Consider the following 26,952-nt stretch of genomic DNA (forward strand, 5'->3'; position numbering starts at 1 on the left):
ATGCCTCAGAAGTACCCCCGATCGGCCGAACTGACAGACCCGAGCGGAGTTAACGGGTAACCGAGAGCTCCGTGACTGTCGGTCTCAGGCACACGAACGGGTCGGTCCCCCCTTCGCGGCACGAGATCACCGGAGAAGGAAAGTCGTCGTTTCCGCGCGCCTGCTCCTCCCGGTGATCCCGTTTCCGCGAAACGGTCCGGCACGCTTGGTGTCCTCCTGTGAAGGAGTCCAAGGAATGGGTATGTCTCGCGCCGCACGGATGCGGCGAATCGGCGGAATCGGTCTCGCGGTCACCGCGACGGTCGCCACCGCCGCTGTCGGTTTCAGTCTGTCCAACTCGGCCACGGCCGCCGAAGGCCCCATCCTGGGTGCCGACAAGCCGACCGCCATCGCGGGCAGCTACATCGTCGTCCTCAAGGACGGGGTCTCCGCCGCGGCGGCCACCTCGACCTCCGACGGCATCACCAAGAAGTTCGGCGGCACCATCAAGCAGCGCTTCTCCCAGACGGTGAAGGGCTACTCGGCCAAGATGACCGAGCAGCAGGCCAAGTACACCGCGGCGGACCCGTCGGTCGCCTACGTCGAGGCCGACCAGAAGGTCGTCGCCAGCGCCGACCAGCTGACCCCGCCGTCGTGGGGCCTCGACCGCGTCGACCAGGCCGCGCTGCCGCTGAACAACAAGTACACCTACGCCACCACCGCGTCGAACGTGAACGTCTACGTCATCGACACCGGCGTCAACCTCACGCACGCCGACTTCGGCGGGCGCGCGGTCAGCGGCACCGACAAGGTGGACAACGACAACAACGCCACCGACTGCAACGGCCACGGCACGCACGTGGCGGGCACCATCGCGGGCAGCACCTACGGCGTCGCCAAGGCCGCCAAGATCATCGGCGTCCGGGTGCTCGACTGCAACGGCTCCGGCAGCACCGCCGGGGTCATCGCCGGTGTCGACTGGGTGACCGCGAACCGGGTCAAGCCCGCCGTGGCCAACATGAGCCTCGGCGGCGCCGCCTCCACCGCGCTCGACCAGGCCGTGCAGCGCTCCATCGCCGCGGGCGTCACCTACGCGGTGGCCGGTGGCAACTCCAACGCCAACGCCTGCTCGTACTCCCCGGCCCGCGTGCCGGAGGCGATCACCGTCGGCGCCACCACGAAGACCGATGCCCGCGCCAGCTTCTCCAACTACGGCACGTGCACCGACATCTTCGCCCCGGGCGAGGGCATCACCTCGGCGTGGATCGGCGGCACCACCGCCAAGAACACCATCTCCGGCACCTCGATGGCTTCCCCGCACGTGGCGGGCGTGGCCGCGCTCTACCTGGCCACCAACCCGAACGCCACCCCGGCGCAGGTCGCCACCGCCCTGCTGGGCGCCGCGGCCACCGGCAAGGTCACCAACGAGGGCACCGGCTCGCCGAACAAGCTGCTGCAGGTCGTCGCGGCCCCCACCACGACGCCCACCCCGACCCCGACGCCCACGCCCACCCCGACCCCCACGCCGACCCCGGTCGGCTGCGCCGCGGTCACCGCCGCGACCAAGGTCACCATCCCGGACATGGGCGCCGCGGTCACCAGCCAGGTCACCGTCAACTGCACCGGCAAGGCCGACGTGGCCAGCAAGGTCACCGTCGACGTCATCCACACCTACCGCGGTGACATCAGCATCGACCTGATCGCGCCGGACGGCACCACCTACCGGCTGAAGAACACCTCCACCAGCGACTCGGCGGACAACATCAAGGAGACCTACACGGTCAACCTGTCCGCCAAGAACGCCGCAGGCATCTGGAAGCTGTCGGTCAAGGACGGCTACAAGGCCGACGTCGGCTACCTCAACAGCTGGACCCTCGACGTCTGATCGAGACAACCCACCCAGAAGTCCGTAACAGGTGATCGACCCCCGGGAGACACGGACGTCTCCCGGGGGTCACACCCGTGTCTACCGGGTCCGCACGCGCCGGGTCTGCTCGGCGCGCAGGGCCAGGTCCTCGTCAGCCGGGTAGTCGACGGCGGTGAGGGCGAGGCCGTGGGCGGGGGCGACGGTGATGGCGCTGGGGCGGGTGGTGGCGGTCAGCATGGACGCGGGCCAGTCGAGGGGTTTGCGGGACTCGCCGACGGCCAGGAGGGCGCCGACGAGGCTGCGGACCATGGAGTGGCAGAAGGCGTCCGCCGAGACGAAGGCGGTCAGGGTGCCGTCGGCGGACCTGGTCCACTCGAGGCGCTGGAGCTCGCGGATCGTCGTCGCGCCCTCGCGGCGCTTGCAGAAGGCGACGAAGTCGTGTTCGCCCAACAGCAGTGCCGAGGCCGCGTTGAGGGCGTCCAGGTCGAGCGGCCGGGGCCAGGTGACGACGTGGTTGCGGCGCAAGGGATCCGCGGTCCACTGCCGGTCGCACACCCGGTACTCGTAGTGGCGGCGCAGCGCCCCGAAGCGCGCGTCGAACTCTGCGGGGACCCGCCGCGCACCGGTGACCCGAACATCCGCGGGCAACGCTCGCCCAAGCCGGAACACCAGTCCGTCGGGGTCGACGTCCGCGGGCAGATCCGCGTGCGCGACCTGGCCCGTCGCGTGCACGCCCGCGTCCGTGCGGCCCGCCACGGTGAGCCGGACCTTGCGGCGCAGGACGTGGAAGAGCGCTTCCTCCAGCACACCGCACACCGTGCGCCGCTCGGGCTGCACGGCCCACCCGGAGAAGTCGGTGCCGTCGTAGGCGATGTCGAGCCGAACGCGGACGAGCCCGCCGTCCCCGGTGGGTTCGGCGGGCTCGTCGCGGTGCTGCTGGGTCAGGACTTGTCCTTGTCCTCAGCGGACTCGGTGGCCTCGCTGGTCTCCGCGGCCTCAGTGGTGTCGGCCTCGGGGGCGTCCTCCACCTTGTCCTCGACCTTGGCGTCCTCGACCGTGGTCTCCTCCGCCGCGGGCGCCTCGTCCTTCTTGGCGTCCTTGGCGAACTTGGTCTTGCGCGCGGCCTCGGCCTCGGCGGTGACCGTCTTCTCCTGGATCAGCTCGATCACGGCCATGGGGGCGTTGTCGCCCTTGCGCGGCATGGTCTTGGTGATCCGGGTGTAGCCACCGTTGCGGTCGCTGAAGAACGGGCCGATCTCGGTGCACAGGCGCTGCACGACGTCCTTGTCGCGGATCACCTTCATGATCTCGCGGCGGTTGTGCAGGTCACCGACCTTCGCCTTGGTGATCAGCTTCTCGGCGTAGGGGCGCAACCGCTTCGCCTTGGCCTCGGTGGTGGTGATCCGGCCGTGCTCGAACAGCGCGGTGGCCAGGTTGGCCAGCAGCAGCCGCTCGTGGGCCGGGCCGCCGCCGAGGCGGGCGCCCTTGGTTGGGGTGGGCATTGCTTGCTCCTTGGGGAAATCCGCGGCTCAGGGAGTCCAATCAGGACTAGAGCTGCTCGGTCTCTGCGTAGTCCTGGCCGTCGTCGGTGCCGGTGTCCGCGCTGTCGGTCCACGTGTCGGCAGCGAAGTCGGTCGCGGCCGCGGTGGGGTCGAACCCGGGCGGGCTGTCCTTGAGCGCCAGGCCCAGGCCGACGAGCTTCATCTTGACCTCGTCGATGGACTTGGCACCGAAGTTGCGGATGTCCAGCAGGTCCGCCTCGCTGCGCGAGACGAGCTCACCCACGGTGTGGATGCCCTCGCGCTTGAGGCAGTTGTAGGAGCGCACGGTGAGGTCGAGGTCCTCGATCGGCATCGCGTAGGCGGCGATGGTGTCCGCTTCCTGCGGCGACGGGCCGATCTCGATGCCCTCGGCGTCGACGTTGAGCTCGCGCGCCAACCCGAACAGCTCGACCAGCGTCTTGCCGGCGGACGCCACGGCGTCGCGCGGGGTGATCGACGGCTTGGTCTCCACGTCCAGGATGAGCTTGTCGAAGTCGGTGCGCTGCTCGACGCGGGTGGCCTCGACCTTGTAGGTGACCTTGAGGACCGGCGAGTAGATCGAGTCGACCGGGATCCGGCCGATCTCCGCGCCCGCCTGCTTGTTCTGCACGGCGGGGACGTAGCCGCGACCGCGCTCGACGACGAGCTCGATCTCCAGCTTGCCCTTGCCGTTCAGGGTCGCGATGTGCAGGTCGGGGTTGTGCACCGTGACGCCGGCTGGCGGCACGATGTCACCGGCGGTCACCTCACCGGGGCCCTGCTTGCGCAGGTACATCGTCACCGGCTCGTCCTCCTCCGAGGAGACGACGAGCTCCTTGAGGTTGAGGATGATGTCGGTGACGTCCTCCTTGACCCCCGGCACGGTGGTGAACTCGTGCAGCACGCCGTCGATGCGGATGCTGGTGACCGAGGCGCCGGGGATCGAGGACAGCAGGGTCCGCCGCAGCGAGTTGCCCAGGGTGTAGCCGAAACCGGGCTCGAGCGGCTCGATGACGAAGCGGGAGCGGGTCTCGTTGACCGGCTCCTCGGCGAGGCCAGGACGCTGTGAGATGAGCACTTCTTGGTTCTTCCTTCCCGTTGGCGCCCGCTATTTGACGCCGGTGGTGAATGGGATGACCGGCCGCGGTGGTGACCCACCGCGGGCGGTCGGGGCGGCGGCTCTTGGCGCCGCCGCCCCCGAAACGCCTTACTTGGAGTAGAACTCGACGATCAGCTGCTCGGTGACCGGGACGTCGATCTGCGCGCGCTCGGGCAACTGGTGCACGAGGATGCGCAGGGTCGAGGGCACCAGCTGCAGCCAGCCCGGGATCGGGCGGTCGCCGACGGACTCCTTGGCGGCGACGAACGGCAGCGTCGGCAACGACTTCGGCTTCACGTCGATGATGTCGAACTTCGACACCTGGAAGCTGGGGATGTTGACCTTCTTGCCGTTCACGATGAAGTGCCCGTGGCTGACCAGCTGCCGCGCCTGGCGGCGGGTGCGGGCCAGGCCGGCGCGGTAGACCACGTTGTCCAGGCGGGACTCCAGCAGCTGGAGCAGGACCTCGCCGGTCTTGCCCTTGCGGCGCACGGCGGTCTCGTAGTAGCGGCGGAACTGCCGCTCGAGGATGCCGTAGGTGTAGCGCGCCTTCTGCTTCTCCTGCAGCTGCTGCAGGTACTCGGTGTCCTTGGTCCGACCGCGGCCGTGCTGGCCGGGCGGGTAGGGACGGCGCTCGAACGCCTGGTCGCCGCCGACGAGGTCGACCTTGAGCCGACGGGAGATCCGGGTGGCCGGACCGGTGTAACGTGCCATGACTGGTTAGTCCTCCCCGTTCCTCAGACCCGGCGCCGCTTGGGCGGGCGGCAACCGTTGTGCGGCTGCGGGGTCACGTCCTGGATGGTGCCGACCTCGAGGCCCGCCGCCTGCAGCGAGCGGATCGCGGTCTCCCGGCCGGAGCCGGGGCCCTTGACGAACACGTCGACCTTCTTCATCCCGTGCTCGGCCGCCTTGCGGGCGGCGTTCTCAGCGGCCATCTGCGCCGCGAACGGGGTGGACTTGCGGGAGCCCTTGAAGCCGACGTGACCGGAGGACGCCCACGCGATGACGGCGCCGGTCGGGTCGGTGATCGAGACGATGGTGTTGTTGAACGTGCTCTTGATGTGGGCGTGCCCGTGCGAGACGTTCTTCTTTTCCTTGCGCCGGACCTTCTTGACTCCGGCGCCGGTACGAGACTTCGGTGGCATGTCTGCGGGTTTCTCCTAGCTGGGGCGCGAGGTGGTGAACTCGGGAGCTGCGTTGCGGATGATTGATCCGGCGTCCGTGTAGAGCTCGCGCAGAGCGGCCGGGCGGGCACACTTGGGCGCGACGGCGAGGGCCATGAAGGCCCGGTTCCGGCGTCGTTGGGGAACGACGGCGACCACGGTCTCGCAGCTCTTGCTCACTTCTTTCCGGCCTTCTTCTTGCCGGCGACGGTCTTCTTCGGGCCCTTGCGGGTGCGGGCGTTGGTCTTGGTGCGCTGACCGCGCACTGGCAGACCGCGGCGCCACCGCAGGCCCTCGTAGCAACCGATCTCGATCTTGCGCCGGATGTCGGCCTGCACCTCGCGGCGGAGGTCACCCTCGACCTTGAAGTTGTTCTCGATGTGATCGCGGAGCTTGACGACGTCCTCGTCGGTCAAGTCCTTGGCCCGCAGGTCCGGGCTGATCCCGGTGGCGGCCAGCAGCTCCTTGGAGCGGGTCCGGCCGATACCGAAGATGTAGGTCAGCGCGATCTCCATCCGCTTCTCGCGGGGGAGGTCGACGCCTGCGACGCGTGCCATTGCGGCGGTGTCTCCTCGTGTGTCATCCAGGTCTGCTCCCGCACCGCCCCGAGCTCTGGCTCGGGCCCCGGCCTGGAGTCCGGGGGTGAATCGGGTCCGTGTGACCCGACAGGTGGCGGGAGGTCCTCTGTCCTTGCTGTCGCGTAGGTCTGCGACCGGCTAGGCGGTGAGCTCGCTCAGCCCTGGCGCTGCTTGTGGCGCAGGTTCTCGCAGATCACCATGACCCGGCCGTGGCGGCGGATCACCTTGCACTTGTCGCAGATCTTCTTGACGCTCGGGTTGACCTTCACGTCTGTCTTCTCCTGCTTCGGCCGCGTGCCCCAGTGCTGGGGCACCAGTAGTGGCTTCCCGGGCTGGTCGGCCCGGGAACGTCACTTGTAGCGGTAGACGATGCGGCCGCGGGACAGGTCGTAGGGCGAGAGCTCTACGACGACCCGGTCCTCGGGCAGGATGCGGATGTAGTGCTGCCGCATCTTGCCGCTGATGTGTGCCAGCACCTTGTGGCCGTTCTCCAACTCGACGCGGAACATCGCGTTGGGGAGTGGCTCGACCACGCGGCCTTCGACCTCGATGGCCCCGTCCTTCTTGCCCATGTCCTCCGCGTTTCGTGACGGTGGGTGTAGCTTCGGCTTACCCGACGGGCGCGAACGCGGGCGGGAACAACCCCACCGGATGACACGCACGACGGAATCGGCGCCTATACAGCACCAGCGGTCAAGTGTACGCGCGTGTACACCAGGCCCCCAAATCGGGGGTCCCCGGCCGGGCGACGGGCCCCCACGACGCGACCGAGGCGGTCAACCTCCCGGGTGGGGTGTTGACCGCCTCAGCGACACCAGTGGGAGCGCCCTGCCAGGGGATCAGTTCATCGAGTCGCAGGGCAGGCCTCGCGACTCGTAGCCACCGCCGGGCTTGTGGTACCACAGCTCGATGCAGACGTTGCCGCCGTCGGCCACGGGCACGGCGGGGTACTTGTTGAGAGTCAGACCGCTGTAGGTGTGGTTACCCAGGCTGCGCCGCGAGTAGTTGGTGCCCCAGATGTCGAAGTGGTACGTGCCACTCGCGCCGCAGATCTGCTGGACATGGGCGGCCTGGTTGAACGCGCTGAGGTAAGCGCAACCGTTGGTGCCCGACGTCCCCGCAGACGCGGTGCCCGCGCCCAGCCCCGACAACACCAGCACGACCGCACCGACGACCGGTGCCCACTTGACCAGTTTCATCGTGCAATTCCTCCCCATTGATCAGTGGAATGACAACGCCGGAGAGGCGACACATTTCCACCCCGGCGATGAGATGAACGTTCCACGGACCGACCAGCGAAAACAACATCCAAATCCACAACTGCCGCAATCGGCAGATGCCGAATTGGACCTTCACAAGTATTGGCGAACAACAACTCGAAAGGATCCAAAATAAACTGGATCGGTCGACCCGGCGGTCGTCGGAGCCGCCAACCACCCTGGTCGCGGGCCGTGCAGCCACACCAAAAGCACTACCGCCCCCAGGTTCGACCAGATCACCTCGCCGCAGGGCAGACCTTTGGACTCGTCACCACCAGCGGGCTTGTGGTAATAGGGCTTTGCCGTCGTGCACGGTGGCGTAGCTCTCTCCCGGAGCGCCGCAGAACAATCTGAAGAACGAGAAAGCGCGGCACCGGTTGACCGGTGCCGCGCTCGTCAGAACGTGGAGTGGACCCTATTCGGGGGCGGTGAGCACCCACGGGCCGTTGTCGGTGACGGCGACCGTGTGCTCCCAGTGGGCGGCGCGGGAGCCGTCGGCGGTGACGACCGTCCAGCCGTCCTCGAGTTCGACGGTTTCCTCGGTGCCGAGGGTGAGCATGGGCTCGATGGCGATGGCCATGCCGACTCGCAGGCGGGGGCCCTTGCCGGGCTTGCCGTAGTTGGGCAGGAACGGGTCCATGTGCATGGAGCTGCCGATGCCGTGGCCGCCGTACTCGCGGACGATGCCGTAATCGCGGCCGTGGGCCCGCTCGCTGCTGTGCACCGACGTCTCGATGGCGTGGGAGATGTCGGTGAGCCGGGCGCCGGGGGTGACCGCGGCGATGCCCGCCTCCATGGCCGCCTTGGTGGCCGAGGACAGCGCGGACTCGGCGTCGGTGACGGAGCCGACGAACAGGGTGACGGCGGAGTCGCCGTGCCAGTCGTCGAGGATGGCGCCGCAGTCGACGGAGATCAGGTCGCCCTCGGCGAGCACCTGCCCGCGCGAGGGGATGCCGTGCACGATCTGCTCGTTGACCGAGGCGCAGATGCTGGCCGGGAAGCCGTGGTAGCCCTTGAACGAGGGCACCGCGCCCGCGTCGCGGATGGTCTGCTCGGCGAGCTCGTCGAGCTCCTGCGTGCTGACCCCCGGGCGGGCGGCGGTGGCGACGGCGGCCAGGGCCTTCGCCACGACCAGCCCGGCGGCGCGCATGGCCTCGAGCTGGGCGGGCGTCTTGATCTCGATCATCCGCGACTTCCAGGAGGCGATGGCCAGGCGCAGTCCGGCGCGCAGACCACCGGTCACGTCCGGTCGCGCAGCGCCGAGAGCACGCGCCCGGTGATGTCGTCGACCTCGCCGACGGCGTCCACGGTGATCACCGAGGTGCCGTAGTAGTCCAGCAGCGGCGCGGTCTCCGACCGGTAGATCTCCTGGCGGCGGCGGATGACGTCCTCGTTGTCGTCGGTGCGGCCCCTGGCCAGCAGCCGCTTGACCACGACGTCCTCGTCGACCTTGAACTCGACGACGGCGTCGAGGGACTGGCCGGTGCTGCTGAGGATCTTGCCGAGCACCTCGGCCTGGCCGACGTTGCGCGGGAACCCGTCGAGCAGGAACCCGCCGCGCGCGTCGGCCTCGTCGAGCCGCTCGCGCACCATCTCGTTGGTCACCTCGTCCGGGACCAGCTGCCCGGAGTCGAGGTAGCGCTTGACGTCCTGGCCGAGTTCGGTGTTGTTCGTGATGTGCGCCCGGAACAGGTCCCCGGTGGAGATGTGCGGCACGCCGAGCTCTTCGCTGAGCGCGGCCGCCTGGGTGCCCTTGCCCGCTCCGGGCGGTCCAACGAGAACAACACGCGTCACTTGAGGAACCCTTCGTAGTTGCGCTGCATCAGCTGGCTCTCGATCTGCTTCACGGTGTCGAGACCGACGCCGACCATGATGAGGACGGCGGTGCCACCGAACGGGAAGTTCTGGTTCTGACCGGGGTCGGTGATCTCGAGGAAGAAGTTGGGCAGCACCGCGATGATGCCGAGGTAGATCGAGCCGGGGAGCGTGATGCGGCTCAACACGAAGCTCAGGTACTCAGACGTCGGGCGACCGGGGCGGATGCCCGGGATGAAGCCGCCGAACTTCTTCATCTCGTCAGCGCGCTCGTTCACGTTGAACGTGATGGTGATGTAGAAGTACGTGAAGAAGATGATCAGCGCGAAGTAGATGCCGATGTGCACCCAGCTGGCCTGGTTGACGATGTGGTTCGAGATGAACCGCTGCCAGGCGGAGCTGTCCTGGCCGACCAGCCGCGAGATCAGGTCGGGCAGGTAGAGCAGCGACGACGCGAAGATGACCGGGATGACGCCAGCCTGGTTGACCTTCAGCGGCAGGTACGTCGAGGTGCCGCCGTACATGCGGCGACCGATCATGCGCTTGGCGTACTGCACCGGGATCCGGCGCTGGCCCTGCTCGACGAACACGACGCTGCCGATGATCAGCAGGCCGAACACCAGCACCATGGCGAACACCAGGCCGCCGTTGCGGTTGAGGATGTTGCCGCCCTCGGCCGGGATGCGCGCCGCGATGTTGACGAACATCAGCAGCGACATGCCGTTGCCGATCCCGCGCTCGGTGATCAGCTCACCGAACCACATGATCAGCGCGGTGCCCGCGGTCATCGTGATGACCACGACGGCCAGCGTGAACACGTTGCTGTTCGGGATGATGTCGTCGGGGCAGTTGCCGAACAGCTGCTTGCGGTCGGCCATGGCGACGATGCCGGTCGCCTGCAGGACCGCGAGCGCGATCGTCAGGTAGCGCGTGTACTGCGTGAGCTTGCCCTGGCCCGCCTGGCCTTCCTTCTTCAGCTGCTCGAACCGGGGGATCACCACCGTCAACAGCTGGATGATGATGCTCGCGGTGATGTAGGGCATGATCCCGAGCGCGAAGACCGACAGCTGCAGCAAGGCGCCGCCGCTGAACAGGTTCAGCAGGCCGAAGACGCTGCTGTTGCTGTCGGACACCAGGTCCAGGCACTTCTGGACGTTCGGGTAGGACACGCCCGGCGAAGGCAGCAGTGCGCCGACTCGGTAGACCACGATGATCCCGAGCGTGAAAAGGATCTTACGGCGCAAGTCCGGCGTCGCGAGAGCCGAGCGGAAGGCGCTGAACACGCAAGAACCTCCTCGGCGTCACCGGCAGCTCATTGCCGGTGAACGGCTTAACCGGCTAGTCGCCGGCGGTTACAGGGCCAGGGCTACCAGGTGTTGGCAGGCCAGGGGCGCTCCGGGGCAACAGACCCCACAGCGTGTTCTCGACTCTAACAGCACGCTTGTTGGGTTCAGCACCCCGAGGTACCCACAACCTGCCGCCCCGGTGCCGTCACCGGGGTGATGTGGCTAACAAAGCGGCCATGCCGAGCAGCACGACACCGGTGCCCTGGTCCAACCGGCGGTGCGCCCTGCGGCTCATCCGCACCGCCCGCACCACCGCGCCGACCCCCACGTAGATCGTCCCGGCGACGAGCTCGGCCACCAGGTACAGCGCACCGAGCACGAGCACCTGCGCGGTCACCGAACCGCGGTCGGGCTCGACGAACTGGGGCACGAACGCGGTGAAGATCAGGACGGCCTTGGGGTTGGTGACCGCGACCAGGAACTCCTTGCGCGCCAAGGAGAACAGGTCCGGCGCGACCAGGTCGTCCTGGGTGTCCTCGGGGGTGGACCTGGCGGTGAGGATCCGGACGCCGAGGTACACCAGGTACCCGACACCGAGCCACTTGACGACGGTGAGCGCCACCTCAGAGGCGGCCAGCAGACCACCGAGACCGGCTGCGACGGCCGTGATGAGCAGGGCGAACCCGGTGAGCCGACCGAGCAGCGCGGTGGTGCCCCTGGCGGGTCCGTACCGCATGCCGTGGTGCATGCCGAGGAGGTTGTTCGCCCCGGGGGTCATGGCCACCAGGAAGGCGGCGCCGAGGAAGATGAGGACCCACATAGCGGAGTCCTATCATCCGACCTACCGGGTGGCCAAGGGGTTAAATCCGGGAAATCACCAGAGTGTGACCCGTGGCCCCGTCCACAGGGTCCGCCGAGTTGTCCACAAGGTCACCGGCAGTTGTCCACAGTGTTCGGCCAGTTGCCCACAGGCACGGGGATAGCCTCGGCCGCATGACGACTCGGATGGCCGATGGCAGCGCGGGCGACGCGGACTACGGCGACATCGGCAAGGTCTACTCCGGGCACCGCAACCCGGACCCGAGGATCGCGGCCGCCATCACCGCCGCCCTCGGCGGTGCCGGGTCGGTGCTCAACGTGGGGGCGGGGGCGGGGTCCTACGAACCCGACGACCGGACCGTGACCGCCGTCGAGCCCTCCGCGTCGATGCGGGCCCTCCGCCCGGCCGACCGGCCCGCCGTCGACGCCACCGCCGAGGCGTTGCCCTTCCCCGACGCCACCTTCGACGCGGCCATGTCGACCTTCTCGGTGCACCAGTGGTCCGACGTCGCCGCGGGCCTGGCCGAGCTGCGCCGGGTCACCCGGGGTCCGATCGTGCTGCTGACCGCGGACCCGGACCTGGTGCGCGACTTCTGGCTCTACGAGTACGCCCCGGAGGTGCTGGACGTGGAGGCTCGCCGCTACCCGGCGATCAGCACCCTGGCCGCGGCCCTCGGCGACATCCGCGCCACCCGGGTCCCCATCCCCCACGACTGCGTCGACGGCTTCAACGAGGCCTACTACGCCAGGCCGGAGAAGCTCCTGGACCCCGGCGCCCGTCAAGCCTGCTCGTCGTGGAGCTTCGTGGACACCGACGTGGTGGAGCGGTTCACCGCCCACCTGGGCAAGGACCTGGCGGATGGCACCTGGTACCGCAAGCACGGGCACCTGCGCACCCAGCCCACCTACACCGGCTCCCTGATCCTCGTCACTGCAGTCAGCGCGTAGCGGGAACCGAGCGCATAGAAAACCGAGGGGCCCCGGGCAACAGCCCGGGGCCCCTCGGTGTGTCAGGTCTTAGGCCACCAGCGCGGTGGCGGTGCCACCGGCGGAAGCCAGCTTCTCCGCGGCGGACGCGGAGAACTTGTCGGCGGTGACGTCGAGCTTGACGCCGTTGAGGTCGCCGTCGGCGAGGACCTTGACGAGGTTGTTCTTGCGGACGAGACCAGCCGCGACCAGGTCGGCGATGCCGACCGTGCCGCCGTCGGGGAACGCGGTGGCGATGTCACCGACGTTGACGACCTGGTACTCGACCCGGAAGCGGTTCTTGAAGCCCTTGAGCTTCGGCAGCCGCATCTGGATCGGCATCTGGCCACCCTCGAAGCGCGCGGGGACGTTCTTGCGCGCCTTGGTGCCCTTGGTGCCTCGGCCAGCGGTCTTGCCCTTGGAGCCCTCACCGCGACCGACACGGGTCTTGGCGGTGTTGGCGCCGGGGGCTGGCCGCAGGTGGTGGATCTTGATGGCCATCAGTCGACCTCCTCGACGGTGACGAGGTGGCGGACGGTGTGGATGAGGCCGCGCACCTCTGGCGTGTCCTCGCGGACCGTGGTCTGCCGGATCTTGCGCAGGCCGAGGGTGCGCAGGGACTCACGGTGGTTGCGCTTGGTGCCGATGGAGCTGCGCACCTGCGTGACCTTCAGCTGAGCCATGGTCGTCACGCCCCCGTCCCGGCGGTGGCCGCGGCGGCGCGGGCGCGGAGCATGCCAGCGGGAGCCACGTCCTCCAGCGGCAGGCCGCGGCGGGCCGCGACCTCCTCCGGGCGCTGCAGGCCGCGCAGGGCGGCCATGGTGGCGTGGACGATGTTGATGGCGTTGTCGCTACCCAGCGACTTCGACAGCACGTCGTGCACGCCAGCGCACTCCAGGACGGCGCGCACCGGGCCACCGGCGATGACGCCGGTACCGGCGCTGGCCGGGCGCAGCAGCACCACGCCAGCGGCCTTCTCACCCTGGATCGGGTGCGGGATGGTGCCGCCGATGCGGGGGACGCGGAAGAAATTCTTCTTCGCCTCCTCCACACCCTTCGCGATGGCGGCGGGCACCTCCTTGGCCTTGCCGTAGCCGACACCGACCATGCCGTCGCCGTCACCGACGACGACCAGGGCGGTGAAGCTGAAGCGACGACCGCCCTTCACAACCTTGGCGACGCGGTTGATGGCGACGACCCGCTCGAGGTGCGGGGTCTTCTCGGCCGCGGCACCGCCGCGGCCGCCGCCGTCACGCCGGTCGCGACGGTCGCGGCGCTCGCCGCGGTCGTTACCGCCCTGACCGCCGCCCTGGCCGCCACCCTGGCCACCGCCGAACTGCCGTGTACGTCCCGGCATCAGGCGTTCCTTCCCTTGTACAGAACAGTCATCAGAACTCCAGCCCCGCTTCGCGGGCCGAGTCGGCCAGCGAGGCGATGCGGCCGGTGTACTTGTTGCCGCCCCGGTCGAAGACGACCTTGGCGATGCCAGCGGCCTTGGCGCGGTCGGCGAGCAGTGCGCCCACCTTGGCCGCGCGGGCCTTCTTGTCGCCGTCGACCGCGCGGACGTCGGCCTCCAGGCTGGACGCGCTGGCCAGGGTGTGGCCCGCGAGGTCGTCGACGATCTGCGCGGTGATGTGCCGCGCGGACCGGTGCACGACGAGACGGGGGCGCTCCACGGTGCCCGCGACCTTCTTGCGGAGCCGGAAGTGCCTGCGGGTCTTGGCAACGCGGCGGCGGGTGGAGATGTCCTTGCCCACCGGCTTGCGCTTGGTGACAGTCGTGTCGCTCATGATCACTTACCCGTCTTTCCGACCTTGCGGCGGATCTTCTCGCCCGCGTACCGCACGCCCTTGCCCTTGTACGGGTCGGGCTTGCGCAGCTTGCGGATGTTGGCCGCGACCTCGCCGACCCGCTGCTTGTCGATGCCGGAGACGGAGAACTTGGTGGGGCTCTCCACCGCGAAGGTGATGCCCTCGGGGGCGGCGACCTTCACCGGGTGGCTGTAGCCGAGCGCGAACTCCAGGTCCGAGCCCTTCGCCACGACGCGGTAACCGACGCCGTGGATCTCCATCTTCTTCTCGTACCCCGCGGTCACGCCGACGACGACGTTGTTGACCAGGGAGCGGGTCAGGCCGTGCAGCGCGCGGTTCTGCCGCTCGTCGTTGGGCCGGGTCACCTGCAGCGTGCCGTCCTCGGCGCGCTCAACGGTGATCGGCTCGGACACGGTCAGCGACAGGGTGCCCTTGGGACCCTTCACGCTGACGCTCTGCCCCTCGATGGTGACGTCAACCCCGGCTGGGACGGGGATCGGAAGCCTTCCGATGCGAGACATTCTGCTTCCCCCTTACCAGACGTACGCGAGGACTTCGCCGCCCACGCCCTGCTTGCCCGCCTGGCGGTCGGTCAGCAGGCCGCCGGACGTGGAGATGATCGCCACGCCCAGCCCGCCGAGGACCTTGGGCAGGTTGGTCGACTTCGCGTACACCCGCAGGCCGGGCTTGGACACCCGTCGCAGACCGGCGATGCTGCGCTCGCGGTTCGGGCCGTACTTCAGCTCGACGACGAGGTTCTTGCCCTTCTCGCCGTCTTCGTCGCGGTAGCCCGCGATGTAGCCCTCGCGCTTGAGGATCTCGGCGATGTTCGCCTTGAGCTTGCTGTGCGGCAGCACGACCGCGTCGTGGTACGCCGAGTTGGCATTGCGCAGACGCGTCAAGAAGTCTGCGATCGGGTCGGTCATCGTCATGGGTGACCTGTCAACCTTTCTCGCCGGGGTTCCCGGAGACGGGCCTACGGCGAACTGGGGGATACAAGCCGGTCGAGCGCGGTGGGCCACTCCCGCTGGGAGTGGCCCGACCAACCCTTTACCAGCTGGACTTGCTCACGCCGGGCAGCTCGCCCCGGTGCGCCATCTGCCGCAGGCAGATCCGGCACAGGCCGAACTTGCGGAACACCGAGTGCGGGCGACCGCACCGGTTGCACCGGGTGTAGGCGCGCACGGCGAACTTCGGCTTGCGCGCGGCCTTGGAGACCAGAGCCTTCTTAGCCATGGATCACTGCTCCTTGAAGGGGAAGCCCAGGTGCTTGAGCAGCGCCCGGCCCTCCTCGTCGTTGGTCGCGGTGGTCACGATGGTGATGTCCATGCCGCGCTGCCGGTCGATGGAGTCGGGGTCGATCTCGTGGAACATGGACTGCTCGTTGAGACCGAAGGTGTAGTTGCCGTTGCCGTCGAACTGCTTGCCCGAGAGGCCGCGGAAGTCGCGGATACGGGGCAGCGCGATGGTCAGCAGGCGGTCGAGGAACTCCCACATGCGGTCGCCGCGCAGCGTGACGCGCGCACCGATCGGCATGCCCTCGCGCAGCTTGAACTGGGCGATGGACTTGCGGGCCTTGCGGACCTCGGGCTTCTGGCCGGTGATGGTGGCCAGGTCGCGAACCGCGCCCTCGATGAGCTTGCCGTCGCGGGCGGCGTCACCGACGCCCATGTTGACGACGACCTTCACCACGCCCGGGATCTGCATGACGTTGGCGTAGTCGAACTCGCCCTTGAGCGAGGTGACGATCTCCTCGCGGTAGCGGGTCTTGAGCCGCGGGATGACCTTCTCAGTGGTAGTCATGATCAGATCTCCTTCCCGTTGCCCTTGCCGCGGGCCACGCGGACCTTGCGGCCGTCGTCGTTGAACGCGTAGCCGACCCGGACGGCCTTGCCGTCGGCGACCAGCATCACGTTGCTGACGTGGATGGGGGCTTCCTGGGTCACGATGCCGCCGGACTGCGCGCCGCGCTGGGTCTGCGAGATCCGGGTGTGCTTCTTGATCCGGTTGACACCCTCGACCAGGACCTTGTTGGTGTCGGGGTAGGCCTGGATGACCTTGCCCTTCGCACCCTTGTCCTTGCCCGAGATGACAACGACGGTGTCACCCTTCTTGATCTTCATGTCAGAGCACCTCCGGCGCCAGCGAGATGATCTTCATGAACTTCTTGTCGCGCAGCTCGCGGCCCACCGGGCCGAAGATGCGGGTGCCTCGGGGCTCGCCCTCGTTCTTGATGAGGACGGCCGCGTTCTCGTCGAAGCGGATGTACGAACCGTCCGGACGGCGGCGCTCCTTGACGGTGCGGACGATGACCGCCTTGACGACGTCACCCTTCTTCACACCGGCACCGGGGATCGCGTCCTTGACGGTGGCGACGATGATGTCGCCGATACCCGCGTAGCGGCGGCCGGAGCCACCGAGAACACGGATGCAAAGGATCTCCTTCGCACCGGTGTTGTCGGCGACGCGCAGCCGCGACTCCTGCTGGATCACTTCTTCAACTCCCTGACCATTCGTGGCCCGCCAGATTTCCGACCTGACGGGCTCGGCCTAGCTGGTACTTACTTGGCCTTCTCGAGGATCTCCACCAGCCGCCAGCGCTTGGTCGCCGACAGCGGGCGGGTCTCCATCAGCAGGACCCGGTCACCGACACCCGCGGTGTTCTCCTCGTCGTGCGCCTTCACCTTGGTGGTGGAGCGCAGGACCTTGGCGTAGCGCGGGTGCTTCTTGCGGTCCTCGAGCGCGACGACGATGGTCTTGTCCATCTTGTCCGACACCACGAGGCCCTCCCGGACCTTGCGGGTGTTGCGCGCCTCGGTCTCGGTCACAACGGCTTCGTTCTCGCTCATGCGGCACCTTCATTGCTGGACGACGCGTCCGGGGACGCGGAGAGGCCGAGCTCGCGCTCGCGCATCACGGTGTAGACCCGGGCGATGTCGTGCCGGACGGTGCGCAGCCTGCGGTTGTTGTCCAGCTGGCCGGTGGCCATCTGGAACCGGAGGTTGAACAGCTCTTCCTTCGCCTCGCGCAGACGCAGCACCAGCTCTTCGTCGGTCAGCTCGCGCAGGTCCGTAGCGGTGGTCCCAGCCGCCATCAGAAGTCACCACCCTCACGCGTGACGATCCGGCACTTCATCGGGAGCTTGTGGATGGCGCGGCGCAGCGCCTCGCGCGCGACCTGCTCGTTCGGGAAGCTCATCTCGAAGACGACGCGACCCGGCTTGACGTTGGCCACCCAGTACTCCGGGGAACCCTTGCCGGAACCCATGCGGGTCTCGGCGGGCTTCTTGGTCAGCGGCCGGTCGGGGAAGATGTTGATCCACACCTTGCCACCGCGGCGGATGTGCCGGTTGATGGCGATACGCGCGGACTCGATCTGCCGGTTGGTCACGTACGCGGGCTCGAGCGCCTGGATGCCGAACTCGCCGAAGGTGACCCTGGTGCCGCCCTTGGCAGCACCGGCCCGCTTGGGGTGGTGCTGCTTGCGGTGCTTGACCCTGCGGGGGATCAGCATGGGTCTAGCCCTCCCCGTTGGAAGCGGTCTCCGCCGCGGGGGCGTCGACCTTCGTCTGCGCCTCGGCGGCCGCGCGGCCTGCCTCGGTGCTGGTGGCGGTGGTGCCGGTGGCACCGGAGCGGCGGGCGCGGTTCGGGCGCTCGCGGCGCGGCTCGCGCCGGTTGTCCGGAGCGGCCGAGCGGACGTCGGACTCGCGGCGACCGCCGACGACCTCGCCCTTGTAGATCCACACCTTGACGCCGATGCGGCCGAAGGTCGTCCGGGCCTCGAAGAAGCCGTAGTCGATGTCGGCGCGCAGCGTGTGCAGCGGCACGCGGCCCTCGCGGTAGTGCTCCGAGCGCGACATCTCGGCGCCACCGAGGCGGCCACCGCACTGCACCCGGATGCCCTTGACCTGCGGCGAGCGCATGGCCGACTGGATGGCCTTGCGCATCGCGCGGCGGAAGGACACGCGGTTGGACAGCTGCTCGGCGGTCACCTGGGCGACCAGCTGGGCGTCGGCCTCGGGGTTCTTGACCTCGAGGATGTTGAGCTGCACCTGCTTCTTGGTGAGCTTCTCCAGCTCGCCGCGGATGCGGTCGGCCTCGGCGCCGCGGCGGCCGATGACGATGCCGGGGCGGGCGGTGTGGATGTCGACGCGCACGCGGTCACGGGTGCGCTCGATCTCCACCCGGGAGATGCCCGCGCGCTCCATGCCCTTGGACAGCAGCTTGCGGATCTTCACATCCTCGGCGACGTACTCCGCGTACTGCTTGTCGGCGTACCAGCGCGACCGCCAGTCGGTGGTGATGCCGAGTCGGAAGCCGTGCGGGTTGATCTTCTGCCCCATTAGCGGGCACCGCCCTTCGTGCTCGTCCGGCGCTTGGGCGCCTGCTTGGCCACAACCGGACGCGACTCGACCTCGACGGTGATGTGACTCGTGCGCTTGCGGATCCGGTAAGCACGCCCCTGGGCGCGCGGCCGGAACCGCTTCAGCGTCGGGCCCTCGTCCACGTACGCCACGGCCACCCACAGGGTGTCGGGGTCGAGGTTGAGGTTGTTCTCTGCGTTGGCGACGGCGCTCGCGAGCACCTTGGCCACCGGGTCGCTGGCTGCCTGCGGCGCGAACCGGAGCACGGCCAGGGCCTCGCTGGCGCTACGTCCCCTGATGAGCTCGACGACGCGGCGCACCTTCATCGGCGTGGCGCGAACGTAGCGAGCCCGAGCCACGGCGCGCGGAAACTCCTGCGCCTCGGCTTCGTTACGGGCGTTCATCGCTGCTTCCCTTGCTCTCTTCTAGCTTGCTCTGGTGATCGAGCCGCCGACTAGCGGCGACGGGCCTTGCGGTCGTCCTTGACGTGGCCCTTGAAGGTGCGGGTCGGGGCGAACTCGCCCAGCTTGTGCCCGACCATGGCCTCGGAGACGAACACCGGGACGTGCTTGCGGCCGTCGTGCACCGCGATGGTGTGACCCAGCATGTCCGGGATGATCGTGGACCGACGGGACCACGTCTTGATGACGGTCTTCTTGCCGGACTCGTTGAGGACGTCCACCTTCTTGAGCAGGTGGTCATCCACGAACGGGCCCTTCTTCAGGCTGCGTGGCATTGTCTTAACCTCCTGCTCAGCGCTTCTTGCCGGTACGGCGGCGGCGGACGATCATCTTGTCGCTGGCCTTCTTGCGGCTGCGGGTGCGGCCCTCGGGCTTACCGGCCGGGTTCACCGGGTGGCGACCACCGGAGGTCTTGCCCTCACCACCACCGTGCGGGTGGTCGACCGGGTTCATCGCGACACCGCGGACGGTCGGGCGGCGGCCCTTCCAGCGCATGCGGCCCGCCTTGCCCCAGTTGATGTTGGAGTGCTCGGCGTTGCCGACCTCGCCGACGGTGGCGCGGCAGCGCACGTCGACGTTGCGGATCTCGCCGGAGGGCATGCGCAGCTGCGCGTACGGCCCGTCCTTGGCGACCAGCTGCACGCTCGTGCCCGCGGACCGCGCGATCTTGGCGCCGCCACCGGGGCGGAGCTCGATCGCGTGGATCACGGTGCCGACCGGGATGTTGCGCAGCGGCAGGTTGTTGCCCGGCTTGATGTCGGCGCGGGGGCCGTTCTCAATCGGGTCGCCCTGCGACAGCTTGTTCGGCGCGATGATGTAGCGCTTCTCGCCGTCGGCGTAGTGCAGCAGCGCGATGCGCGCGGTGCGGTTGGGGTCGTACTCGATGTGCGCGACCTTGGCGGGCACACCGTCCTTGTCGTTGCGCCGGAAGTCGATCAGGCGGTACGCGCGCTTGTGACCGCCACCCTTGTGCCGGGTGGTGATCTTGCCGTGCGCGTTGCGACCGCCCCGCCCGTGCAGCGGGCGGATCAGCGACTTCTCCGGCGTCGACCGCGTGATCTCGGCGAAGTCCGAGACACTGGCGCCGCGACGACCCGGGGTCGTCGGCTTGTACTTGCGGATACCCATGTCTGCTCAGTCCCTTACGCGGCCGGGCCGCCGAAGATCTCGATCGGCTTGCTCTCGGCGGACAGCGTCACGATTGCCCGCTTCGTGTCCTTGCGCTTGCCGTACCCGGTGCGGGTCCGCTTGCGCTTGCCGTTGCGGTTCAACGTGTTGACGCTGACGACCTTGACGCCGAAAACCTTCTCCACCGCGATCTTGATGGCGGTCTTGTTGGCGTCGGGGTGCACCACGAAGGTGTACTTGTTCTCCTCGAGCAGCCCGTAGGACTTCTCGGAGATCACCGGCGCGAGAAGGATGTCTCGGGGGTCGGGGATCACTTGTCCTCCTCGGACTTCTCTGCGGCCGCGGCCTCAGCCGAGGTGGCGCGCGCCTTGCCGACCTTGACCGGCCGGGACAGGAAGTCGTCGTAGGCGGCCTTGGTGAACACGACGTCGTCGTTGACCAGCACGTCGTAGGTGTTGAGCTGGTCGGGCGCGATCACGTGCACGTGCTGCAGGTTGCGCACCGACACCCAGGCGACGTCCTCGTCGCGGGTCAGCACGACCAGCACGCGCTTGGCGCTGGTGATCGACTCCAGCAGCAGGCGGGCGGTCTTGGTCGACGGGGTGTCCCCGTCCACCAGGCCGGTCACCACGTGCACCTGGCCCGCGCGCGCCCGGTCGGAGAGGGCACCGCGCAGCGCGGCGGCCTTCATCTTCTTGGGGGTGCGCTGGGTGTAGTCGCGCGGCTGGGGGCCGTGCACCACGCCACCGCCGACGAACTGCGGCGCGCGGGTCGAACCCTGGCGGGCGCGGCCGGTGCCCTTCTGGCGGTAGGGCTTCTTGCCACCGCCTGCCACCTCCCCGCGGGTCTTGGTGGAGTGCGTGCCCTGGCGCGCCGCGGCGAGCTGGGCCACCACGACCTGGTGCATCAGCGGCACGTTGGCCTGGACGTCGAAGACCTCGGCGGGCAGCTCGACGCTGCCGTCGGTCTTACCGCCCGGGGCCTTGATGTCAACGCTGGTCATCAGGCACCGCCCTTCGCGGCCGTCTTGAGGAACACCAGACCGCCCTTGGGGCCGGGAACGGCGCCCTTGAGCAGGATCAGGCCGGACTCGGCGTCCACCTGGTGCACCGTGAGGTTCTGGGTGGTCACGCGGACGTGACCCATGCGACCCGCCATGCGCAGGCCCTTGAAGACCCGGCCGGGGGTGGCGCAGCCGCCGATGGAGCCCGGCGAGCGGTGCTTGCGCTGGGTGCCGTGCGAGGCGCCGAGGCCCTTGAAGCCGTGGCGCTTCATGACACCCGCGTAGCCCTTGCCCTTGCTGGTACCGGTCGCGTCGACCACCTGCCCGGCCTCGAACACCTCAGCGGTGATCTCCTGGCCGAGCTCGTAGGACGCGGCGTCGGTGGTGCGCAGCTCAGCGAGGACGCGGCGCGGGGTGACACCGGCCTTGGTGAAGTGCCCGCCCTCGGGCTTGTTCACCTTGCGCGGGTCGATGGCGCCGTACGCGAGCTGGACCGCGACGTAGCCGTCGGTCTCCTGGGTGCGCACCTGCGTGACCACGTTGGGTCCCGCCTTGACGACGGTGACCGGGACGATCCGGTTGTTCTCGTCGAAGACCTGGGTCATCCCGAGCTTGGTGCCCAGGATTCCCTTCATCTGCCTGTCAGACATGACTGTGTTTCTCTCCGCCGCTCAGCGCCGCACGCTTACTGGATGTTGACGTCGACACTCGCAGGCAGGTCGATGCGCATGAGCGCGTCGACCGTCTTCGGGGTCGGGTCGAGGATGTCGATGAGACGCTTGTGCGTGCGCATCTCGAAGTGCTCGCGCGAGTCCTTGTACTTGTGCGGCGAGCGGATGACGCAGTAGACGTTCTTCTCCGTGGGCAGCGGCACTGGCCCCACGACCCGCGCGCCGGTGCGCGTCACGGTCTCCACGATCTTGCGCGCGGACGCGTCGATCGCCTCGTGGTCGTAGGCCTTGAGCCGGATGCGGATCTTCTGTCCCGCCATGGTGGCTTGCCGTTCCTCTAGTTCGTTGCGATGTCGGCAGACCTGTCAGGCCGAACCGCGCCGCTTCCCTGTTCACATGCTGCGATCCCCGGCTCCCGGTCCACGCGGTCGGGCGTGTCGCGCCCGTGTCGCATAGCGGTCCCTTGGACGAAATCCTCGGGCAAGCCGAACATCTGGTGGTCTAGAGGGGCCGCTGTGGACCCCGGCTCTCACGCGGAGGCGGCCGGTACATACCCCGGCCGCCCCGCGACGAGCAACCCATAAAGGATGCCACACGCCGGTGTGGCGATCCAAATCGGGGGGTCGAACCAGCTGGTCCGACCCCCCGACGGGACTACTTGATAATCTTGACGACCCGACCGGCGCCGACGGTGCGGCCACCCTCGCGGATCGCGAACCGCAGACCCTCGTCCATGGCGATCGGCTGGATCAGCGCGACCGTCATGCCGGTGTTGTCGCCGGGCATGACCATCTCGGTGCCCTCGGGGAGGGTCACGACGCCGGTCACGTCGGTGGTGCGGAAGTAGAACTGCGGGCGGTAGTTGTTGAAGAACGGGGTGTGACGGCCACCCTCGTCCTTGCTCAGGATGACGACCTGGGCCTCGAAGTCGGTGTGCGGGGTCGTGGTGCCCGGCTTCACGATGACCTGGCCGCGCTCGATGTCCTCGCGCTTGATGCCGCGCAGCAGCAGACCGACGTTGTCGCCAGCCTGGCCCTGGTCGAGGAGCTTGCGGAACATCTCGACACCGGTGACGGTGCTCTTCTGCGCCTTCTCCTTGATGCCGACGATCTCCACCTCCTCGTTCACGTTGATGATGCCGCGCTCGATGCGGCCGGTCGCCACGGTGCCGCGGCCGGTGATCGTGAACACGTCCTCAACGGGCATGAGGAAGGGCTTGACGACGTCGCGCTCGGGCTCCGGGATCGACTCGTCGACCGCGTCCATGAGCTCGATCAGGCGGGCGCCCCACTCGGCGTCGCCCTCCAGCGCCTTGAGCGCGGAGACGCGCACGACCGGCAGGTCGTCGCCGGGGAAGTCCTGAGCGGACAGCAGCTCGCGGACCTCGAGCTCGACGAGCTCCAGGATCTCCTCGTCGTCGACCATGTCGGCCTTGTTGAGGGCGACCACGATGTAGGGCACGCCGACCTGGCGGGCGAGCAGCACGTGCTCACGGGTCTGCGGCATCGGGCCGTCGGTCGCGGCGACCACCAGGATGGCGCCGTCCATCTGCGCCGCACCGGTGATCATGTTCTTGACGTAGTCCGCGTGACCGGGGCAGTCGACGTGCGCGTAGTGGCGCTTCTCCGTCTGGTACTCGATGTGCGCGATGGAGATGGTGATACCGCGCTGCTTCTCCTCCGGCGCCTTGTCGATCTCGTCGAACGGCGTGAAGGGGTTCAGGTCGGGGTACTTGTCGTGCAGGACCTTCGAGATGGCCGCGGTCAGCGTGGTCTTGCCATGGTCGATGTGACCAATGGTGCCGATGTTGACGTGCGGCTTGGTCCGCTCGAACTTGGCCTTCGCCACTGGACTGTCCTCCTGGACTGGATTTCGCTTTGTTCCACTTCCGGGCCGGACATTATCTGCCCGGCCCGGGAGCGGCTATCTGGGTCTGTGCGGGCCGCGGGACCGTGGTGGTCCCGCTTACGCGGGGTAGGGGATTACTCCCCCGTCGCCTTGGCGATGATCTCCTTCGAGACGTTCGCGGGAACCTCGGCGTAGGAGTCGAACACCATCGAGTAGTTGGCCCGGCCCTGGGTCTTGGACCGCAGGTCGCCCACGTACCCGAACATCTCAGACAGCGGCACCAGCGCCTTGACGACGCGGGCCCCACTGCGCTCCTCCATGGCCTGGATCTGGCCTCGGCGGGAGTTGAGGTCGCCGATGACATCACCCATGTAGTCCTCTGGGGTGGTCACCTCGACCGCCATCATCGGTTCCAGGATCACCGGACCCGCCTTGCGGGCGGCTTCCTTGAGCGCCATGGAACCGGCGACCTTGAACGCCATTTCCGACGAGTCCACCTCGTGGTAGGCACCGTCGAGCAGCGTCAACTTCAGCCCCACCAGCGGGTAACCGGCGAGAACACCGTACTGCATGGCGTCCTGCGCACCGGCGTCGACCGAGGGGATGTACTCGCGCGGGACGCGGCCACCGGTGACCGCGTTGGCGAACTCGTAGAGCGCGCCGTCGCTGGTCGTGGTGTCCAGCGGCTCGAGCTTGATGACGACCTTCGCGAACTGGCCCGACCCACCGGTCTGCTTCTTGTGGGTGTAGTCCAGCTTCTCGACCGTCTTGCGGATGGTCTCGCGGTAGGCCACCTGCGGCTTGCCGATGTTGGCCTCGACCTTGAACTCGCGGCGCATGCGGTCCACCAGGATGTCCAGGTGGAGCTCGCCCATGCCCGCGATGATCGTCTGGCCGGTCTCCTCGTCCAGGCTGACCTTGAAGGTGGGGTCCTCCTCGGCCAGCTTCTGGATCGCGGTGCCCAGCTTCTCCTGGTCGGCCTTCGTCTTGGGCTCGATGGCGACCTGGATGACCGGGTCCGGGAAGGTCATCGACTCGAGCACGATCGGGTTCGACGGGTCGGACAGGGTCTCACCGGTGGTGGTGTCCTTGAGCCCGATGACCGCGTAGATGTGCCCGGCGATGGCCTCGTCGACCGGCTGCTCCTTGTTGGCGTGCATCTGGAACAGCTTCCCGATGCGCTCCTTGCGGTCCTTGGTCGAGTTGATGACCTGGGCACCGGAGGCGACCCGTCCCGAGTAGACGCGGACGTAGGTCAGCTTGCCGAAGAAGGGGTGCGCGGCGATCTTGAAGGCCAGGCCGGAGAAGGGCTCCTCGACGCTGGGCCTGCGGGTCACCTTGGTCTCGCCGTCCTGCAGCGTGCCCTCGACGTCGGGGACATCCAGGGGCGAGGGCAGGTAGTCGATCACGGCGTCGAGCATGGGCTGCACGCCCTTGTTCTTGAACGCCGAGCCGCACAGCACCGGGTACGCCGAACCGTCGGTGACGATCTTGCGGATGCCGGTCTTGATCTGCTCGATGCTGAGCTCCTCGCCGCCGATGTAGAGCTCCATGAGCTCGTCATCGGTCTCGGCGACGGCCTCGACGAGGGCGTCCCGGTACTCCTTGGCCTTGTCGAGCAGATCCGCCGGGATCTCCTCGATGGCGTAGTCCTCGCCCTTCTTGACCTCGCCGCGCCAGGTGAGCGCCCGCATCTCGACCAGGTCGACGACGCCGATGAAGTCGCCCTCCGACCCGATCGGGAGCTGGATCGGCAGCGGCTTGGCGCCGAGGCGCTCGGAGATCGTGCGCACGGTGAAGTAGAAGTCGGCGCCGAGCTTGTCCATCTTGTTCACGAAGCAGATGCGCGGCACGTCGTACTTGGAGGCCTGGCGCCACACCTGCTCGGACTGGGGCTCGACGCCCTCCTTGCCGTCGAACACCGCGACCGCACCGTCGAGCACCCGAAGCGACCGCTCCACCTCGACGGTGAAGTCGACGTGCCCGGGGGTGTCGATGATGTTGATCTGGTGGTCTTTCCAGTAGCAGGTGGTGGCGGCGGAGGTGATGGTGATCCCCCGCTCCTGCTCCTGCTCCATCCAGTCCATGACCGCGGCGCCGTCGTGCACCTCGCCGATCTTGTAGCTGATCCCCGTGTAGAAGAGGATCCGCTCGGTCGTCGTGGTCTTGCCCGCGTCGATGTGGGCCATGATCCCGATGTTGCGGACCTTGGCGAGGTCGGTCAGCACGTCGAGTGCCACGGGTTCTTCCCCTGTCCTTGAGCTACGGCGCCGCTGAGGCGCCCGCCGGGATGGCGGACGCCCGTGAGATCACCAGCGGTAGTGGGCGAAGGCCTTGTTGGACTCGGCCATCTTGTGCGTGTCCTCGCGGCGCTTGACGCTGGCGCCAAGACCGTTGGAGGCGTCGAGGAGCTCGTTCATCAGCCGCTCGATCATGGTCTTCTCCCGGCGCGCCTGCGAGAAGGACACCAACCAGCGCAGCGCCAGGGTCGTCGAGCGACCCGGCTTGACCTCGATCGGCACCTGGTAGGTCGCACCACCGACGCGGCGGCTCTTGACCTCCAGGGTCGGCTTCACGTTGTCGAGGGCGCGCTTGAGGGTGACGACCGGGTCGGTGCCGGTCTTGTCGCGGGCACCTTCCAGGGCGCCGTAGACGATGCGCTCGGCGACCGAGCGCTTGCCGTCCTTGAGCACCTTGTTGATGAGCTGGGTGACCAGCGGCGAGCTGTACACCGGGTCGGAGATCAGCGGCCGCTTCGGGGCCGGTCCCTTACGGGGCATGTCAGCTCTTCTCCTTCTTCGCGCCGTAGAGGCTGCGCGCCTGCTTGCGGTTCTTCACGCCCTGCGTGTCCAGCGAGCCGCGGATGATCTTGTACCGAACACCCGGGAGGTCCTTAACGCGGCCGCCGCGCACGAGCACCATCGAGTGCTCCTGCAGGTTGTGCCCCTCGCCCGGGATGTACGCCGTGACCTCGATACCGCTGGTCAGCTTCACGCGGGCGACCTTGCGGAGGGCGGAGTTCGGCTTCTTCGGGGTGGTGGTGTACACGCGGGTGCACACGCCACGCCGCTGCGGGCTCCCCTTGAGAGCCGCAGTCTTCTGCTTGGCGACCTTGTCCTGGCGGCCCTTGCGGACCAGCTGCTGGATCGTGGGCATAGACCGGCTTTCTCTGATCACTCCCGACGCCCGCGCGGGGCGCCGAAGGCACTGTGTACTTGCGGTTCCTGCTACTCCGCCCGCCCCCCGAGGTCGGGCGTGTCGCCCGCTCTCGCGGCTCCCGCACGGGAAGAAAACCATCCCAGCGGGGTTCGGGAGG

41 protein-coding genes are annotated in these 26,952 nt (G+C 68.2%); 2 read left to right on the top strand and 39 right to left on the bottom strand.

The window, feature by feature from the left end; translation table 11 throughout:
• Positions 1-235 precede the first annotated feature (235 nt).
• Positions 236-1,864, top strand: coding sequence for a S8 family peptidase (locus JOD54_RS02760; RefSeq protein ID WP_204449035.1), 1,629 nt, complete (start codon positions 236-238; stop codon positions 1,862-1,864).
• Positions 1,865-1,945: 81 nt separating this feature from the next.
• Here the strand turns inward: JOD54_RS02760 and truA are convergent, their stop codons facing one another.
• The 14 genes from truA to JOD54_RS02830 form a co-directional block, all read right to left on the bottom strand.
• The gene (gene truA, locus JOD54_RS02765) at positions 1,946-2,719 is read right to left on the bottom strand and encodes a tRNA pseudouridine(38-40) synthase TruA (RefSeq protein ID WP_307860504.1); all 774 of its coding nucleotides are present in this window, start codon (positions 2,717-2,719) and stop codon (positions 1,946-1,948) included.
• A gap of 68 nt (positions 2,720-2,787) precedes the next feature.
• Positions 2,788-3,348, bottom strand: coding sequence for a 50S ribosomal protein L17 (rplQ, locus tag JOD54_RS02770; protein ID WP_204449036.1), 561 nt, complete (start codon positions 3,346-3,348; stop codon positions 2,788-2,790).
• A gap of 46 nt (positions 3,349-3,394) precedes the next feature.
• Positions 3,395-4,444 carry a DNA-directed RNA polymerase subunit alpha gene (locus JOD54_RS02775; RefSeq protein WP_204449037.1) on the bottom strand — a complete coding sequence of 350 codons (1,050 nt, stop codon included), beginning with the start codon at positions 4,442-4,444 and terminating at the stop codon, positions 3,395-3,397.
• Between the two features lie 129 nt (positions 4,445-4,573).
• Complete coding sequence (rpsD, locus tag JOD54_RS02780; RefSeq protein WP_204449038.1) at positions 4,574-5,179, bottom strand: 30S ribosomal protein S4; 606 nt, start codon at positions 5,177-5,179, stop codon at positions 4,574-4,576.
• A gap of 23 nt (positions 5,180-5,202) precedes the next feature.
• The gene (gene rpsK / locus JOD54_RS02785) at positions 5,203-5,610 is read right to left on the bottom strand and encodes a 30S ribosomal protein S11 (protein ID WP_091454169.1); all 408 of its coding nucleotides are present in this window, start codon (positions 5,608-5,610) and stop codon (positions 5,203-5,205) included.
• Positions 5,611-5,625: 15 nt separating this feature from the next.
• Positions 5,626-5,808, bottom strand: coding sequence for a hypothetical protein (locus JOD54_RS02790; protein WP_204449039.1), 183 nt, complete (start codon positions 5,806-5,808; stop codon positions 5,626-5,628).
• Positions 5,805-6,185 carry a 30S ribosomal protein S13 gene (gene rpsM / locus JOD54_RS02795; protein ID WP_204449040.1) on the bottom strand — a complete coding sequence of 127 codons (381 nt, stop codon included), beginning with the start codon at positions 6,183-6,185 and terminating at the stop codon, positions 5,805-5,807. The genes JOD54_RS02790 and rpsM overlap by 4 nt, the downstream gene beginning before the upstream one ends.
• A 176-nt stretch (positions 6,186-6,361) precedes the next feature.
• Complete coding sequence (rpmJ, locus tag JOD54_RS02800; protein ID WP_018682809.1) at positions 6,362-6,475, bottom strand: 50S ribosomal protein L36; 114 nt, start codon at positions 6,473-6,475, stop codon at positions 6,362-6,364.
• 81 nt (positions 6,476-6,556) lie between these two features.
• A complete protein-coding gene (gene infA / locus JOD54_RS02805) occupies positions 6,557-6,778 on the bottom strand; it encodes a translation initiation factor IF-1 (protein WP_005166804.1) in 222 nt (73 codons plus the stop codon).
• A gap of 267 nt (positions 6,779-7,045) precedes the next feature.
• Entirely contained in the window at positions 7,046-7,405 is a 360-nt protein-coding gene (locus JOD54_RS02810; protein ID WP_204449041.1) for a hypothetical protein, read from the bottom strand.
• Between the two features lie 475 nt (positions 7,406-7,880).
• Positions 7,881-8,651, bottom strand: coding sequence for a type I methionyl aminopeptidase (map, locus tag JOD54_RS02815; RefSeq protein WP_204456038.1), 771 nt, complete (start codon positions 8,649-8,651; stop codon positions 7,881-7,883).
• A gap of 53 nt (positions 8,652-8,704) precedes the next feature.
• On the bottom strand, positions 8,705-9,259 hold the full coding sequence (locus JOD54_RS02820) for an adenylate kinase (RefSeq protein WP_204449042.1): 555 nt from the start codon (positions 9,257-9,259) through the stop codon (positions 8,705-8,707).
• Complete coding sequence (gene secY, locus JOD54_RS02825; RefSeq protein WP_204449043.1) at positions 9,256-10,563, bottom strand: preprotein translocase subunit SecY; 1,308 nt, start codon at positions 10,561-10,563, stop codon at positions 9,256-9,258. Before secY ends, JOD54_RS02820 begins: the two co-directional genes overlap by 4 nt.
• 208 nt (positions 10,564-10,771) lie before the next feature.
• A complete protein-coding gene (locus tag JOD54_RS02830) occupies positions 10,772-11,386 on the bottom strand; it encodes a LysE family translocator (RefSeq protein WP_204449044.1) in 615 nt (204 codons plus the stop codon).
• Positions 11,387-11,559: 173 nt separating this feature from the next.
• On the opposite strand from JOD54_RS02830, the gene JOD54_RS02835 reads away from it, so the two are divergent.
• Positions 11,560-12,333, top strand: coding sequence for a class I SAM-dependent methyltransferase (locus JOD54_RS02835; protein WP_204449045.1), 774 nt, complete (start codon positions 11,560-11,562; stop codon positions 12,331-12,333).
• Positions 12,334-12,402: 69 nt separating this feature from the next.
• On the opposite strand, the gene rplO is transcribed toward JOD54_RS02835, so the two are convergent.
• From rplO to rpsL, 25 genes are all read right to left on the bottom strand, one after another.
• Positions 12,403-12,855 (bottom strand): 50S ribosomal protein L15, encoded by a 453-nt coding sequence (gene rplO, locus JOD54_RS02840; RefSeq protein WP_204456039.1) that lies wholly within the window; start codon positions 12,853-12,855, stop codon positions 12,403-12,405.
• Positions 12,852-13,034: a 50S ribosomal protein L30 gene (rpmD, locus tag JOD54_RS02845; RefSeq protein WP_204456040.1), complete on the bottom strand. Its 183-nt coding sequence runs from the start codon at positions 13,032-13,034 to the stop codon at positions 12,852-12,854. Before rpmD ends, rplO begins: the two co-directional genes overlap by 4 nt.
• A 5-nt stretch (positions 13,035-13,039) precedes the next feature.
• A complete protein-coding gene (rpsE, locus tag JOD54_RS02850; RefSeq protein ID WP_204449046.1) occupies positions 13,040-13,708 on the bottom strand; it encodes a 30S ribosomal protein S5 in 669 nt (222 codons plus the stop codon).
• 31 nt (positions 13,709-13,739) lie between these two features.
• Entirely contained in the window at positions 13,740-14,141 is a 402-nt protein-coding gene (gene rplR / locus JOD54_RS02855; RefSeq protein ID WP_239573263.1) for a 50S ribosomal protein L18, read from the bottom strand.
• A gap of 2 nt (positions 14,142-14,143) precedes the next feature.
• Positions 14,144-14,683, bottom strand: coding sequence for a 50S ribosomal protein L6 (gene rplF, locus JOD54_RS02860; RefSeq protein ID WP_204449047.1), 540 nt, complete (start codon positions 14,681-14,683; stop codon positions 14,144-14,146).
• Positions 14,684-14,695: 12 nt separating this feature from the next.
• Entirely contained in the window at positions 14,696-15,094 is a 399-nt protein-coding gene (rpsH, locus tag JOD54_RS02865; RefSeq protein WP_104477982.1) for a 30S ribosomal protein S8, read from the bottom strand.
• Between the two features lie 118 nt (positions 15,095-15,212).
• Complete coding sequence (locus tag JOD54_RS02870; protein ID WP_026424130.1) at positions 15,213-15,398, bottom strand: type Z 30S ribosomal protein S14; 186 nt, start codon at positions 15,396-15,398, stop codon at positions 15,213-15,215.
• A 3-nt stretch (positions 15,399-15,401) separates the two neighbouring features.
• Positions 15,402-15,965, bottom strand: coding sequence for a 50S ribosomal protein L5 (rplE, locus tag JOD54_RS02875; protein WP_204449048.1), 564 nt, complete (start codon positions 15,963-15,965; stop codon positions 15,402-15,404).
• 2 nt (positions 15,966-15,967) lie between these two features.
• A complete protein-coding gene (rplX, locus tag JOD54_RS02880) occupies positions 15,968-16,285 on the bottom strand; it encodes a 50S ribosomal protein L24 (protein ID WP_204449049.1) in 318 nt (105 codons plus the stop codon).
• A gap of 1 nt (position 16,286) precedes the next feature.
• On the bottom strand, positions 16,287-16,655 hold the full coding sequence (gene rplN / locus JOD54_RS02885) for a 50S ribosomal protein L14 (RefSeq protein WP_018682823.1): 369 nt from the start codon (positions 16,653-16,655) through the stop codon (positions 16,287-16,289).
• 68 nt (positions 16,656-16,723) lie between these two features.
• Positions 16,724-17,011, bottom strand: coding sequence for a 30S ribosomal protein S17 (gene rpsQ / locus JOD54_RS02890; protein WP_204449050.1), 288 nt, complete (start codon positions 17,009-17,011; stop codon positions 16,724-16,726).
• The gene (rpmC, locus tag JOD54_RS02895; protein WP_204449051.1) at positions 17,008-17,256 is read right to left on the bottom strand and encodes a 50S ribosomal protein L29; all 249 of its coding nucleotides are present in this window, start codon (positions 17,254-17,256) and stop codon (positions 17,008-17,010) included. The genes rpsQ and rpmC overlap by 4 nt, the downstream gene beginning before the upstream one ends.
• The gene (gene rplP, locus JOD54_RS02900) at positions 17,256-17,675 is read right to left on the bottom strand and encodes a 50S ribosomal protein L16 (RefSeq protein WP_204449052.1); all 420 of its coding nucleotides are present in this window, start codon (positions 17,673-17,675) and stop codon (positions 17,256-17,258) included. Before rplP ends, rpmC begins: the two co-directional genes overlap by 1 nt.
• A gap of 4 nt (positions 17,676-17,679) precedes the next feature.
• Complete coding sequence (rpsC, locus tag JOD54_RS02905) at positions 17,680-18,504, bottom strand: 30S ribosomal protein S3 (RefSeq protein ID WP_204449053.1); 825 nt, start codon at positions 18,502-18,504, stop codon at positions 17,680-17,682.
• Complete coding sequence (rplV, locus tag JOD54_RS02910) at positions 18,504-18,929, bottom strand: 50S ribosomal protein L22 (RefSeq protein WP_204449054.1); 426 nt, start codon at positions 18,927-18,929, stop codon at positions 18,504-18,506. Before rplV ends, rpsC begins: the two co-directional genes overlap by 1 nt.
• A 50-nt stretch (positions 18,930-18,979) precedes the next feature.
• Complete coding sequence (gene rpsS / locus JOD54_RS02915) at positions 18,980-19,261, bottom strand: 30S ribosomal protein S19 (protein WP_204449055.1); 282 nt, start codon at positions 19,259-19,261, stop codon at positions 18,980-18,982.
• A 16-nt stretch (positions 19,262-19,277) separates the two neighbouring features.
• Complete coding sequence (gene rplB / locus JOD54_RS02920) at positions 19,278-20,114, bottom strand: 50S ribosomal protein L2 (RefSeq protein ID WP_092777665.1); 837 nt, start codon at positions 20,112-20,114, stop codon at positions 19,278-19,280.
• A gap of 14 nt (positions 20,115-20,128) precedes the next feature.
• On the bottom strand, positions 20,129-20,428 hold the full coding sequence (gene rplW, locus JOD54_RS02925) for a 50S ribosomal protein L23 (protein WP_018682831.1): 300 nt from the start codon (positions 20,426-20,428) through the stop codon (positions 20,129-20,131).
• Positions 20,425-21,117: a 50S ribosomal protein L4 gene (rplD, locus tag JOD54_RS02930; RefSeq protein ID WP_204449056.1), complete on the bottom strand. Its 693-nt coding sequence runs from the start codon at positions 21,115-21,117 to the stop codon at positions 20,425-20,427. The genes rplW and rplD overlap by 4 nt, the downstream gene beginning before the upstream one ends.
• Positions 21,117-21,767 (bottom strand): 50S ribosomal protein L3, encoded by a 651-nt coding sequence (gene rplC / locus JOD54_RS02935; RefSeq protein ID WP_204449057.1) that lies wholly within the window; start codon positions 21,765-21,767, stop codon positions 21,117-21,119. Before rplC ends, rplD begins: the two co-directional genes overlap by 1 nt.
• Before the next feature lie 35 nt (positions 21,768-21,802).
• Positions 21,803-22,108, bottom strand: coding sequence for a 30S ribosomal protein S10 (rpsJ, locus tag JOD54_RS02940; protein WP_003938093.1), 306 nt, complete (start codon positions 22,106-22,108; stop codon positions 21,803-21,805).
• Between the two features lie 334 nt (positions 22,109-22,442).
• Positions 22,443-23,636 (bottom strand): elongation factor Tu, encoded by a 1,194-nt coding sequence (gene tuf / locus JOD54_RS02945; RefSeq protein ID WP_204449058.1) that lies wholly within the window; start codon positions 23,634-23,636, stop codon positions 22,443-22,445.
• Between the two features lie 134 nt (positions 23,637-23,770).
• Positions 23,771-25,876: an elongation factor G gene (gene fusA, locus JOD54_RS02950; RefSeq protein WP_204449059.1), complete on the bottom strand. Its 2,106-nt coding sequence runs from the start codon at positions 25,874-25,876 to the stop codon at positions 23,771-23,773.
• 69 nt (positions 25,877-25,945) lie between these two features.
• Positions 25,946-26,416 carry a 30S ribosomal protein S7 gene (gene rpsG / locus JOD54_RS02955; protein ID WP_026424116.1) on the bottom strand — a complete coding sequence of 157 codons (471 nt, stop codon included), beginning with the start codon at positions 26,414-26,416 and terminating at the stop codon, positions 25,946-25,948.
• Position 26,417: 1 nt separating this feature from the next.
• Positions 26,418-26,792 carry a 30S ribosomal protein S12 gene (gene rpsL / locus JOD54_RS02960; protein WP_092777655.1) on the bottom strand — a complete coding sequence of 125 codons (375 nt, stop codon included), beginning with the start codon at positions 26,790-26,792 and terminating at the stop codon, positions 26,418-26,420.
• Positions 26,793-26,952 lie beyond the last annotated feature (160 nt).

Origin of the sequence: Actinokineospora baliensis, from assembly GCF_016907695.1 — a bacterium.
Classification (GTDB): Bacteria; Actinomycetota; Actinomycetes; order Mycobacteriales; family Pseudonocardiaceae; genus Actinokineospora; species Actinokineospora baliensis.